The sequence below is a fragment of the Kitasatospora sp. NPDC048722 genome (assembly GCF_040650235.1).
Lineage (GTDB): Bacteria > Actinomycetota > Actinomycetes > Streptomycetales > Streptomycetaceae > Kitasatospora.
The window spans coordinates 39,541-52,394 of the sequence record NZ_JBEZGX010000030.1 but is presented as its reverse complement, the minus strand read 5'-3'; the positions used below and the strand labels follow the sequence as shown (position 1 = coordinate 52,394).

Below are 12,854 nucleotides of genomic sequence, written 5' to 3'. Positions count from 1 at the left end.
TGTCGGCTACGCCGCCGGATCCGTCCCCAGCAGGGGCGCCCGGCGGCGTTCGCCGTCCACCGACGCCAGCTCCGCACCGCAGGTCTCCGGCAGCAGCCGCAGGCACAGCATCGCCACGACGCCCAGCGCCGCCACGTACCAGCCGACCAGCTCGGCCGTCCCGTACGCCGCCGTCAGCCGGGTCGCCACCAGCGGCGTCAGCGCCCCGCCGACCACGCCGCCCAGGTTGTACGTCAGCGCCGCGCCCGTGTAGCGCACCCGGGTCGGGAACAGCTCCGGCAGGAATGCCGCGACCGGACCCAGCACGGCACCCAGCACCACCATCGCCCCGGCCAGCGCCACGAACATCAGCGGCCGGCGCGCCGTCTCCAGCAACGGGAACTCGACGAGCGACCAGGCCGTCGCGAACGCCGTCGCCCACAGCATCGTCCGCCGCCGCCCCCAGCCGTCACTGCGTCCCGCAGTCGTCCACCCGGCCACGCCCATGCCCACCGCGCCCACCAGCAACATCGGCAGCAGCACGGTGCTCGGCACCCCGAGACCGGTCGCCGCGTACGCCAGCGCGTACGTCGTGGTCAGGTAGAACAACGCGTACCCCACGGTGATCACGCCACAGCCCACCAGCACCGTGCGCCGGTGCCCGCGCAGCACCTCCGCCACCGGCAGCCCGGCCGGCCCCGCCTCCTGCCCGCGGAACAGCGGAGACTCCTCGACCTTCAGCCGGACGAACAGCCCGACCACGACGAGCGCGAGCGAGGCGACGAACGGGACCCTCCACCCCCACTCCCTGAACGCCCTTTCTTCCAGGCCGAGTTGCACCAGAAGGAACACCCCGTTCGCGAGCACGAACCCGACCGTCGGCCCCAGCTGAAGGAACGCCCCGTACCGCCCGCGCCGCGCGGCCGGCGCGTGCTCCGCCAACAACAGGGCAGCCCCACCCCACTCCCCGCCGAGTCCGACCCCCTGACACACCCGCAACACGACGAGCGCCACCGGCGCCCACCACCCCCACACCCCGAACCCCGGCAACACCCCCACCGCCGCCGTGGCCACCCCCATCGACAGCAGCGACACCACCAGCGTCGCCTTGCGCCCCAACCGGTCCCCGAAGTGCCCGAACAGCACGGCCCCCAACGGCCGCGCCAGGAACGCCACCGCGTACACCGAGAACGCCGCCAGCAGCGCCCCGACCGCCCCCAGCCCGGGAAAGAACACCGTCCCGAACACGAGCGCAGCCGCAGTCCCGTAAATGAAGAAGTCGTAGTACTCGATCGCCGTCCCGATCAGAGCCGCAGCCGCCGCCCGCCGCACTTGCACACCCATGCCCCCAACCCTGCCAACCCCACCCACCCCACCCCCAGCCCCCACCCGAGTGACCCCGGGGCATGGCGTGAGCACGGGTAGTGCACGCTCACCGCACGCGCCCCATGGCAGACTCGCAGCGACGAAGTGGCGACACTCCGCGCACGGCGGGGGTCGCTCAGCCCACTCCTGAGGGGGGATTGATGGTTGATCTGGACTTCGAGCGCCGAATGAACCCGTGGCTCTTCGACAGCACCGGAAAACTGACGGACGCGGCCAAGAAACAGTTTCCCGACCTGGCCGCCGTCGAGTCCGGAGTGCCGGCACCGGCCTACGCACCGAGCACCCCCGCACCCGGAGCGTCGGCGCCGACCGTAGCCGTCAGTCCGGAAGCACTGAGGCGTGCGGCAACCAACAGCGACACCCTGAAGACCAAGTTCGGGCAGGCGTGCAAGCAGCCCACCACGCACGCCTCCGCGGCCTCCGGGCAACTCCCGACCGGTTGGACGCTGCGCGCTGCGATCACCAACGCGACCGGCATCTGGACGGACCAGGTCAAGGCCCTTGAGGACGCAATCGGAAACGTGGCCGGGAACCTACGCCTCAACGCCGACCGGTATGCGCAGACGGACCAGGCGAATACCCATGCGTTCGGCAGGAGTTGAGGCACCGCATGAAGTTCGAAGAACTGAGGAACGTGCAGGTGACCGGCCTTGACACCCTGGCCGGCGAGTTCGAGGCGATGCTTCGGCAGTGGAACTTCTCCTCCGAGCTGACCGGCGACGTCATCACGCCCTTGCAGGGCTCGGGTTGGCGCGGATTCGCGGCCGAGACCGCGGCTGAGAACATCGCGAAGATACGCAACGAAATCGACGCGGCCTTCGAAGAGGCCAGCGGCATCGCCCAGACCCTCCGTGATGCCCACACCGAGATCACCGCCGCAAAGGCCGACCTGGAAGCAGCGATCCGATCGGCGACCGACCAGAAGCTGACGGTCGACGACGACGGAACCGTCCACTGGCCCCCGGCGACGACCCCGGAGGAGAAGAAGGACCCCGACTACGCCGGGGCCTACCGCCAGAAGGCCACCGACGCCGCGGACGCGATAGCCAGAGCACTGTCCCGGGCCGCCGAAGCGGACGCTGCCGCAGCAGCAGCTCTCGCAGCGGACACCGGCACTGACCGGAAGGCGTTCAACAAGAAGCCGGTGGGCGGCGTCTCCGAGCAGGAGGCAAAACAGGCAGTGGACCTGATGCGTCTCGGAGACAAGGCCACGCCCGCGCAGATCGCCCAGCTCGACGCCCTGCTGAAGGCGCACTCCAGCGATTCGCGGTTCGCCGGTCTCTTCTTCGACTCCCTGGGGCCGGACGGTTTCCTCACGTCCTTCGGCGCAATGGCCGAGTACAGCGGCTACTACGGCAACGACGCGACGAAACGGGCCCTGACCGATGTGCAGGCCAATCTCGGCCTCACCCTCGCTACGGCAACGGACGGGAACAGGCAACCGCACCTGTCCGACGCGTGGCAGGCGGGACTGCGCAAGGCGGGAGCCAGCCAGTACCAACTGCTCCCGGACCAGCTCCAAGGCGGCAACCCGTACGGCTACCAGATCCTGTCCAACATCCTCCGGACCGGCACGTACGACCCGCGCTTCCTCAACCCGGTGGTCGAGCACATCACCCAGCTCAGTGCGGCGAACCCGAGCCGTTGGGAGGACGCCGTCAGCAAGGCCAACCCGTTGGAGCAGGTACTCGTCCTAGGTAAGGACGGCTCAGGCCTCAACCCGATGGCGGGCGCCCTGGAGGCGCTCGGCCACAGGCCGGAGGCGGCGACCGCGTACTTCCACGACCTGGCAACCACCTACAACGAGGACGGAACGGTCAAGGCCACCGGTCAGCCGAACACCTACCTGAAACAACTGACCGACCCGGGCCTCAACTCCGTCCTCCAGGACTTCGAGCCGGACCACCTCACTCCGCACTACCGGGCCGCACCACATGACGCGACCGCGCTCGGCCATGCCCTGGAGGCGGCCACCACCGGGCGGGCCTACGACGCGACCGACGGTCCGATGCCTACACACTCGCGCGAAATGAGCGCAGTGATGAAGGACGTCGTCGATCGGTTCGGGAACACGGACGGCCCCGGGCTGCTCAAGAAGGACGGGATATTCGCCACCATGGACCCGAGCTTCGGCCACATGGTGGCCTCGTACATGGGCGACGTCCAGATCGCGGTCGACCACAACAACCACTCAATGCCGACCAACGGGAACCCGGCCGGCCTCGACCAAGGCGCCACCCAGAAGCTGCTGGGGGTGCTCGGCCGGAACCCGGACGCCTTCGGCACAATCGCACAGGCACAACAGGCCTACACGACGGCTCACCTGCAGGACGTCATGCTGCAGAGGGACAAGTACGGGGAACTCTTCGGCGAGGCCATCACGAACGCCGCCCGCCCGGGAGGCGAGGTGGCCGGAATCCTCAACGCTGTAGCAACCGATGAGGTCTACAACCAGAAGCTGCAGGAAATGATCGACTACAACAACAGCGTCGACGAGAAGGTCGGCTGGGCCAAGCAGGTATGGACGGCAACCGCAGGCAAGGCTATGGAGGGAATCCCCGGGGCCGATAAGCTTCTGACACTCCCCACCGACAAGATATTTGAGAACATAGCCCAGGGCTACCACATCAATAAATATCCGAGCGACGCCGCCGCGGACTGCTTCAACAGCGGGAGAAACGCCGCGTCGGACGCGGCAGAAGCAGCCATCAGGGAGACGGCGAAGGGCAAGGGAATCGACCCGACGTACCTCAACGCCTTGGCCAATACGGCCGCCAACGGGGCGAAGCAGGGACTTTCTGACGGAAGCATCCTGACAAAGGCCATCAATGCCTGACGCCCCGGAGGATCGCCTCGAGGATTCCCGCACAGAACGAAAAGCAGTCTGGTACCGGCGACGTCGATTGGTACTCGCGGTGGTGCTGGCGGTGGTCGTCGGTGGGGGCGGCGGCGTGTGGCGATGGGCCTCGCGCGACTCGCTGAACCTGCCCGAAAGTGCCTGTTGGTCGATATTGGATCAGAATGACCTGCATTCACTGGCCGGTGCGACGCAGGGGACGTACACCGTTCGTTACGGTGAGCATTCTGGGGACGAAAAAACGCTCCAGGCAGGCCTACAGAGTCAGACCTGCACAGTGGCGGACGATCACCACGTACTCATAGGGGTGACGGTCCGCCTGTGGGACAAGCTCACCTACCACGATGTCTACGAAGCGAACGCGGACCCACGGGCACAGCGGCAGTCGAACCTCGGCCCCGACGTCCAGGGACTGTGGGAGGAACACGGCAGAATTCGGCTCGCGTTTCCGTGCGACAACCCAGCGGCGGCGTTGACGCATCTCACATACCTGGAGGTCGTGGTCTGGGGAGACTCCGAAATCGTCGACCCCGAACTGCCCTCGGTTCGCCAGGCCCGTCTGGACACTGCACTGAAAACAGCCAAGACGGCGGCCAGCACGAACGAGTGCGTGAACCCGATTCACTTCCCGGCGAAGGCGCCCGAGGTGGTCTGATTCGCACGACGGTGCATTGCCCGGCGGCCTCCCGCTCATGTCGCGAACCAGAGAGGCCGCCACTGCATTCGTTCAGGCGGTGAGGTCGCTGTCGGGTCGAACTCGGCCGCCGACTACCTCCCGTACGGGTTGTCTCTCGGCGCCACCGGCGACTCACAAAGACGTCGGAGGCGGCAGCACAGGCGAACCATCAGCTGCAACCCTGCTGACCGCATTTCGCCGCCGCGCCACGAAGAACATCGCACCTGCCATCAGCACCAATCCGGTGACCACGGCAATCGCAATCGACAGCACCGCACTGCCCGAATCGGATGCCTTCTCCGTGACCGGCGCTGCTACCGGAGAACCGACATTCGTCGGCGCTGCGGGCACTGTAGCGGGTGAGGTCGCCGGAGCAGAAGCGGCAGCGGCCGAGGGCATCGGAGCCGTCTTGCTCGGAATCGGGTACACATCCGCCGGCCCCGGATCGCCCGGCGTGGTCAACGCGACGCGCGGCCGCACGATGCCATATCCGACGCCATCGTTGCGATCGGAGCCGTCCGTCGGCTTACCCGCCGTGTTGATGAGCGCCCGCAGTACTTGATTCGCCGTCCAATCGGTGTGCACAGCCCAGACTAAGGCCGCCGAGGCGGAAACCAACGCGGTCGCATCGGACGTGCCGTGAGTCTTGCAGTACCCCGTTGACGCAGTGCATGCCTCAACGATTTCTGCACCGGGTGCCACTAGATCAACCTGCGGCCCTTGCTGGGACTCTGCCGTCGTCGCCAAATTCTTGCCGATCGCTCCAACGCCGACGACATAGGGCAGGCCCCCCGGATATTCGACCAAATTCCCATCTTGTGCACTGTTCCCGACACTGGCGACGACCAACAAGCCCTTCAACGCCGCACGCGCGATCACGTTGTTCAGCTTCGCGACACTGTCAGGAGATGCCACGACTGCAGCCATTCCCTGCGAGATGCTGATGATCTTGGCGCCCTGGCCAATCGCATAGTCGACAGCCTGCCCAATCTGATCAAGAAAGACAGCCGAGGAGACGGCGCCTCCGTCGACCCCTGTCTTGATTTTCACGGGAAGGACCTTGGAACCAGGGGCCAGGCCATAAGCCCCCTTACCGCCCATACCCTTGCCAGACCCTGCAATGAGGCTAGCCATCGCTGTCCCATGACCATCAGGATCTGATCCGACCCCACCAGGACTGTCGCTGAAGTCCTTTCCAGGCAGCAACTGCCCGGCCAAGTCCGGGTGATCGAACTTGAACCCACCATCAATCACCGCAACTGTGACGCCCTGGCCGGTAGAGGTCTTCCACATCTCCGGAGCATGCATCGCGTCGAGATGCCACTGATCGTCACGGATTGAACCGTCCGCAGCCGCCGGTGCCACAGCTGGGCCGACTACAACGCTCGCCGCCAAGAGTGCTCCGGCAAATGCCCGCCCGTTCACCCGCCGCATCGCAACTCCTCATCAGTCTCCCCGCCAGCCGAGGGCTGCGCCCCGGACGGGTCTGCCCGTCTGCCAAGATGTCCCAACGACCGGGCAGTCACGCCAGATCTACTCAACCACGTTCGGGTTACTGTGCGGAGTTCCGTTGGTCCAGGTCTCTTCGTCCTCGTACAGATAGTCGACCCGTTGGCGACGGTCTCCACCGTTCCTCCCTGTTCCACCCCCAAGTGGGCCTGGAGCCATCAGACCGTTCTGGCCGCCACGAGCGGCACTCTCCATAGCTCCAGCCCGCCTGCGCAAGCCGGTCCCACCAGGGGTGAACTCGCCGCTGACGGAGGGACCTTTACGTCCTCCAACGATCCCGCCGCCGGTTGAGGTCAAACCGCGGCCTCGCGTGCCACCACCGATTCCGCCCACTCCGTGAGCAGCGGCTCCAGGGTGCATGCCGCCCATGCCAGGCTGGCCGGATGCCCCTGCACGACCCGGCTGAGCCTCGCGGGAACCGAAGACGTTTCCGGCGGGCAACTCAGGAGCACCAGTCTTCCCCGGAAGGGCATCGCCACCGAAAGGGGCTGGACGGCCGGGAACCGAATCACCGCTCCTGCCAAGGATCGAACCACAATCCCCAACCGGACCCGACCCGGCCTTCCCCGGGAAACCGCCCACCGGACCCGCACCACCGATCGGGAAACCGGGGTTGCCTCCGCCGTCCCCGGTCCCACCCGAGAGCCCGGGGAACCCTCCCAGGCCGTCGAATGGCAGGGTGCCCCCGATGGGACCGACCAGGCCGCTCGGGCTCGGCAGAGTCGGAATGGTGGGCAGGCTGTCGAGGCCTGTACCAGGACGGTCCACGGAAATCGACGGAGAGGTTGAGGCTCCGGTCTCCTGCAACGACGCCACGTACCCATCGCCGTACGAAGCATTCGGCTCGATATGAACCGGCATATCCGATACCTGCCGACCTGACACTGGCGGTCGGCTCGCCACCGAACCACCGCCGTAGCTACCGCCACGTGGGCTGTAGGTCCGGCCCCCACTTTCGACGCTCCCGCGAGGACTCCGTACAGCGCCAGCCGAACCTGTGGTGCCCCCGCCACCGGTTGAGTACTCGACCATATCGGTCCGGCGCGTCGCGTCCTGACCCGGCGTTCCCGGTAGCGCCGGTTCCTCCAGCGAGTTCAGCGTCGCAGTGGCCGCAGAGTAGGCCTGCGCCAGCTTCTCCATCTGGTGGAGAGCTTCCTGGTGCTCGTTTCTGATCGTAGTCTCTGCATAATCGACCCGAGTGTCGCTGATCCAATCCCCGTTGCCCTTCAAGCTGAAGTCAGACGGCTGGATGGTCTGCGGCTTCACGTTAACCGACAGGTCCTGCCGCTGGCTCCTGGCCGTGGCGAGCAACATGATCTCTGCGTGTGGGGGTTCGGGCACGGCGACTTTTGCAATGCTGAGAGCCTCGCCCGCCTGTTGCAGCGCATCGCCGGCCTTGCTGGAGTAGTCGCCGAGCAGAGCGGCCGACTTCTGCAGGTTACCGGCCCAGGTCTTGAAGTTCTCGGCCGCCGGTCCTTCCCATACGACGTTGTCGACATGCGACTTCAGTGCTGCGCTGAGGTCCTTCAGGACCTGACCGGCCGCCTGTAGATGTGTGCTTCGGTCCCACACCGTCGTCGCGTCCGCGGACCTGACCATGTCCCTGAGCTGGGCGTGGTCGTACTGCTCGAAGTTCGTTCCACCTGCCACCACTTGCTCCCCTGTCGGTCTCCGAATCGCCCACCGCGCCATCAGATGTCTTGGCCTGACTTGGGCGCAGGCGGCGCCCCGCCCGCCCCGCCCAGGTTCGCCGCCACGGTCTTGTGCGCGTCGGCCGTGGCCTGCTCGTTGCCCGCGTAGCTGCCGGCCGTCTTGGCCACCGCGAGTTTCATCGCCTCGATCTGGGAGGCGAAGTCCGAGTGGAGCTTGACGAGCTGGGTGTGAACCTTGTCGTAGGCGGTGGTCAGTGCGACCGCCTCCACGACGTGCTCGCTGTAGGCACCGCTGATCAGGGCCTTTCCGGCCAGCTTCTGGGCCTGCAGCTTGTCGGGTGCCGCCGCCGAGCCCTCCATCGTCTGTAGCAGTAGCTCGATCTTGTTGGCGAACGTCGTGAGCGTGTCGAGCTCCACCTTGACGTCCTGCTTGCCGAACGCGGACACGAGATCCGCGACGTTGGGCGTCTCCGGCACCGCGGCGGGCTGGTCCGGCTTCGGCCTCGGACCGGGCGGGACTTCTCCTGGCACAGCGAACACCTCTCCCCCGCTGCGGACGGCGGTCCGCAACATACCGTCAACTGCCAAGCGGTGCAGTCACTGTCGGCGACGCCACCACCCCGACGGGTTGCCGACGGGGTCATGCTAGCGATCGGCACCGTCAGCCTTGGTGCGCTTGGGTGCGATCGGTACGAACGGGCGGCCGGGCGCGGGCCGGTAGAATCGCTGCGTACGACCCGATCTGCCGCGCAATGTCGCACAGCAGCGACCCCCTGGCCGCAGAACGGACGTGACCGCATGCCTGTCGAGGAGATCCCCGCCACCGCCTGGTGGGCCCGTGCGGTGAGGCCGTCGCGAGTGGTGTTCCCGGGTGCGTTGGTGGCTCGGGCGGCTGCCGGGATGGGGGTGCCTCTCGCCGCCGGCCTCCTCACCCACCGACTGGATCTCGGGGTGTTCGCCGGGCTCGGGGCGATGCACGCGACGATGAACGACCGGGCCGAGCCGAACGGCCTGCGGGTGCGGCGGATCGGGACGGCCGTGCTGGCGTCCGCCCTCGGAATGCTGATCGGGACGGTACTGCAGCACGCCCACGTCTCGCCGCTGGTCCTCGGCGCGGCGCTCACCGCCACCGCGTTCGTGTCCGGCGCCCTCAGCGCCACCGGCCCGCGCGGTTCCGCCGCCGGCATGCTGTTGCTGGTGTCGACGGCGCTGGGGAGCGGGATGCCGTTGCCGCATCCGTGGTGGGCGGCGGCGCCGATGATGCTGACGGGTGCGGCGTTCGTCCTCGTCCTCGGGCTGCTGGCCGGTCCCGGCGGCGAGCGCAACCGGGCCCTGGCCGCCGCGTACGACGCGCTCGGCCGCATGCTGGCCGATCTCGGCACCCCGCAGGGTCCGGCCTCGCGCCGGGTCCTGACGGCCCGGCTGAACCAGGTACAGGACTTCCACCCGGACCGGAGCGATCCCCGGTACGAAGCCGCCCTGGCCGCCTCCGAGGCGGCCACCGGCCTGCTGTGGGCGCGCCGCCCCGTCCCGCCCGAGGTCGCCGACGTCCCCGTCCGCCTCGCACGCGCGATAGAACACACGGAAGCCGGATCACCGACCGTCCCCGACTGGCGCCCCGACACCCCCGCCCGCCGGGCCCTGGACGCCGCCCTGCGCTCCGCCGCGGACACGGTGGCCGGCCGCGAGGTGGTGCTCGGCACCGCGCCCGCGCCGCCGCCCGACCCGTGGCGCATCCGGGCGCGCCTGCTGTCGCGCGGCTCGGTGACGTACGGGCTGCGCGTGGCGCTGTGCATCGCGGTCGGGGCGGTCGTCACCGCCAACTACCCGCTGAGCAAGAGCTACTGGGTCCCGATGACGATCGCGTTCGTGCTCAAGCCGGACCTCGGATCGGTGTTCCTGCGCGCGGTGAGCCGCTCGGTCGGCACCGTGCTGGGCGTCGCGCTCACCGCCGCCATCGTGGGCGTGACCACCGACGAGTGGATCCTCACCGCCGTCGCCGCGCTCTGCGTGGCCCTGCTGCCGTACGCGACGGCCGCGCACTACGGGCTGACGACGGTCGCGATGACGCCGATGGCGCTGCTCCTGCTGCAGCTCGGCGGCCAGAGCAGCGCGGCCGAGTTCTGGCCGCGGGTGCTGGACACGGCCCTGGCGAGCGCGATCGTCCTGCTGCTCGGTTACCTGCTGTGGCCGGAGCGCCCGCGGCACCGGATCGAGCCGCGGGTGGTCGACGCGGCCACGACGCTCCGGTCCTACCTGGACTCCGTGACGACGGCCGGACGGGCCGAGGTATGGCTGCGCCGCACCGCGTACCGGTCGCTCGCGGACGCCCGCCTGGAGGTGCAGCAGGGCCTCGCCGAACCGCCCCCGACCGGCCGGCTCGCCGAGCAGTGGCTGCCGGCGACGGCGGCGCTGGAGCGGCTGGGCGGCGCGGTGGCGGCGTACGCGGCGCAGATCCGGTACGGCGGACGGGTCCCGGACCCCGCCGAGGTCGACCGGGTGCGCCGGGCGCTGGACGACCTGACCGCCGCCGCCCGCGAGCACCGACCGCCGACGGGCCCCGCGTCCCGCCCGACGAAGCCGCACGACCCGGCGCGCAGCGCGCTGGGCCGTGCGGCGGACGAGCTCGAAGCCCTGCTCACCACGTAGGAACCGGAAGCCACACAGGAGCCGGAAGCCACGAAGGAGCTCGAAACCACGCAGGAGCCCGAAGCCGAGCAGGAGCCCGAAGCCCTGCTCGGCACACAGGGCCGTCAGACCTGCTCGGCCAGCTCCAGCCAGCTCATCTCCAGCTCCTCCTTCTCGTCGCGGACGGCGCGCAGCTGCGCGTCCAGCTCCGCGACCTTGGAGAAGTCGGCGGCGTGCTCGGCGAGTTGGGAGTGCAGCTTGGACTCCTTCTCGTCCAGCTTGGCGATCTGCCGCTCCAGCTTCTGCATCTCCTTCTTGGCGGCGCGCAGGTCCCCGCCGGAGAGCCCGGCCGCGGCGCCGTCCTCGGCGGCAGGGGCGGCGGGGGCTGCAGGGGCGGCCGTAGCGGCCATCCTGGCCCGGCGCTCCAGGTACTCGTCGACGCCGCCCGGCAGCATCCGCATCCGCTTGTCGCCGAGCAGCGCGTGCACGACGTCGGTCGTCCGCTCGATGAAGAAGCGGTCGTGGCTGATGACGACCATCGAGCCGGGCCAGCCGTCGAGCAGGTCCTCCAGCTGGTTGAGCGTCTCGATGTCGAGGTCGTTGGTCGGCTCGTCGAGGAAGAGCACATTGGGCTCGTCCATGAGCAGGCGCAGCAGCTGCAGTCGCCGACGCTCGCCGCCGGAGAGGTCGCCGACGGGCGTCCACTGCTTGTCCTTGCCGAAGCCGAACTGCTCGCACAGCTGGCCGGCGCTCATCTCCCGGCCCTTGCCGAGGTCGACGCGCGAGCGGACCTGCTCGACGGCCTGGAGCACGCGGACCTCCGGGTCCAGCTCCGCGATCTCCTGGGACAGGTAGGCGAGCCGGACGGTCTTGCCGACCTTGATCACGCCGGAGTCCGGCTGCACGTCGCCCTCGGAGGCGTACGCGTCGCGCAGGGCGCGCAGGAGGGAGGTCTTGCCGGCACCGTTGACGCCGAGCAGACCGATCCGGTCGCCGGGGCCGAGCTGCCAGGTGAGGTTCTCCAGGAGCAGCTTGGGGCCGGCCTTGATGGTCACGCCCTCCAGCTCGAAGACCGTCCGGCCGAGGCGCGCGTTGGCGAACTTCATCAGCTCGGACTTGTCGCGCGGCTCCGGCACGTCGGCGATCAGGGCGTTGGCGGCCTCGATGCGGTAGCGCGGCTTGGAGGTGCGGGCGGGGGCGCCGCGGCGCAGCCAGGCGAGCTCCTTGCGGGCGAGGTTCTGACGCTTCTGCTCCTCGACGGCCTCGATGCGGGAGCGCTCGGCGCGCGCGAAGACGTAGTCGGAGTAGCCGCCCTCGTACTCGTGGACGGAGCCGTTCTGGACGTCCCACATCCGGGTGCAGACCTGGTCGAGGAACCAGCGGTCGTGGGTGACGCAGACGAGGGCCGAGCGGCGCTTCTGCAGGTGCTGGGCGAGCCAGTTGATGCCCTCGACGTCGAGGTGGTTGGTGGGCTCGTCGAGGATGATCAGTTCGGGCGAGCCGAGGAGCAGCTTGGCGAGGGCGATCCGGCGGCGCTCGCCGCCGGAGAGCGGGCCGATGACGGTGTCCAGGCCGTCGACGAAGCCGGGCAGGTCGAGGCCTCCGAAGAGGCCCTCGATGATGTCGCGGATGCGGGCGTCGCCGAGCCACTCGTGGTCGGCGCGGTCGGCGATGACCTCGTGCCGGATGGTGGCCTTGGGGTCGAGCGAGTCGTGCTGGGTGAGGACGGCCGGTTCGAGGCCGCCGTTCCAGGTGATGCGGCCGCCGTCGGGCTCCTCCAGCTTGGCGAGCATCCGGATCAGGGTGGTCTTGCCGTCGCCGTTGCGGCCGACGACGCCGATCCGGTCGCCCTCGCTCACGCCCAGGCTGACCGCGTCCAGCAGGGTGCGGGTGCCGTAGACCTTCGTGACGGACTCGATGGTGGCGAGGTTGACGGCCACGTGTGCTGCGCTCCTGGGGGGTTCGGCGGTGCCGGGGCGGCCCGCCGTTCCCCGGCCGGGCACCCCTCTCGGGGACGCCCCGATCTCCCCAGCCTAATGCGCCCGTCGAACCGCCTGCACCGGCGAGCTCACCGCCCGCACCGATGCACTCGGCGCCCGCACCGGCGAGCTCACCGCCCGCACCGCTGCACTCGGCGCCCGCACCGCTGCACTCGGCGCCCGCACCG

At 68.9% G+C, this 12,854-nt stretch carries 8 protein-coding genes; 4 read left to right on the top strand and 4 right to left on the bottom strand.

Features of this window, described 5'->3' with window-relative positions:
• Window positions 1–6 precede the first annotated feature (6 nt).
• On the bottom strand, window positions 7–1,323 hold the full coding sequence (locus AB0C76_RS22390; RefSeq protein WP_359968108.1) for an MFS transporter: 1,317 nt from the start codon (window positions 1,321–1,323) through the stop codon (window positions 7–9).
• Window positions 1,324–1,505: 182 nt separating this feature from the next.
• On the opposite strand from AB0C76_RS22390, the gene AB0C76_RS22385 reads away from it, so the two are divergent.
• Genes AB0C76_RS22385 through AB0C76_RS22375 form a run of 3 tightly spaced genes read left to right on the top strand, consistent with a single transcriptional unit; the run spans window position 1,506 to window position 4,877 of the window.
• Window positions 1,506–1,967, top strand: a complete 462-nt coding sequence (locus AB0C76_RS22385; protein WP_359968106.1) for a type VII secretion target — start codon at window positions 1,506–1,508, stop codon at window positions 1,965–1,967.
• Window positions 1,968–1,975: 8 nt separating this feature from the next.
• A complete protein-coding gene (locus AB0C76_RS22380) occupies window positions 1,976–4,201 on the top strand; it encodes a hypothetical protein (protein WP_359968103.1) in 2,226 nt (741 codons plus the stop codon).
• Window positions 4,194–4,877: a hypothetical protein gene (locus AB0C76_RS22375; protein ID WP_359968101.1), complete on the top strand. Its 684-nt coding sequence runs from the start codon at window positions 4,194–4,196 to the stop codon at window positions 4,875–4,877. The genes AB0C76_RS22380 and AB0C76_RS22375 overlap by 8 nt, the downstream gene beginning before the upstream one ends.
• A gap of 153 nt (window positions 4,878–5,030) precedes the next feature.
• On the opposite strand, the gene AB0C76_RS22370 is transcribed toward AB0C76_RS22375, so the two are convergent.
• The gene (locus AB0C76_RS22370) at window positions 5,031–6,191 is read right to left on the bottom strand and encodes a S8 family serine peptidase (RefSeq protein ID WP_359968098.1); all 1,161 of its coding nucleotides are present in this window, start codon (window positions 6,189–6,191) and stop codon (window positions 5,031–5,033) included.
• A 1,907-nt stretch (window positions 6,192–8,098) separates the two neighbouring features.
• Complete coding sequence (locus tag AB0C76_RS22365) at window positions 8,099–8,590, bottom strand: hypothetical protein (RefSeq protein ID WP_359968095.1); 492 nt, start codon at window positions 8,588–8,590, stop codon at window positions 8,099–8,101.
• Window positions 8,591–8,965: 375 nt separating this feature from the next.
• Between AB0C76_RS22365 and AB0C76_RS22360 the strand changes: the two genes are divergently transcribed.
• The gene (locus AB0C76_RS22360) at window positions 8,966–10,708 is read left to right on the top strand and encodes an FUSC family protein (protein ID WP_359968092.1); all 1,743 of its coding nucleotides are present in this window, start codon (window positions 8,966–8,968) and stop codon (window positions 10,706–10,708) included.
• A gap of 104 nt (window positions 10,709–10,812) precedes the next feature.
• Here AB0C76_RS22360 and AB0C76_RS22355 read toward each other — a convergent pair whose 3' ends face one another.
• On the bottom strand, window positions 10,813–12,627 hold the full coding sequence (locus AB0C76_RS22355; protein WP_359968089.1) for an ABC-F family ATP-binding cassette domain-containing protein: 1,815 nt from the start codon (window positions 12,625–12,627) through the stop codon (window positions 10,813–10,815).
• Between the last annotated feature and the right edge of the window lie 227 nt (window positions 12,628–12,854).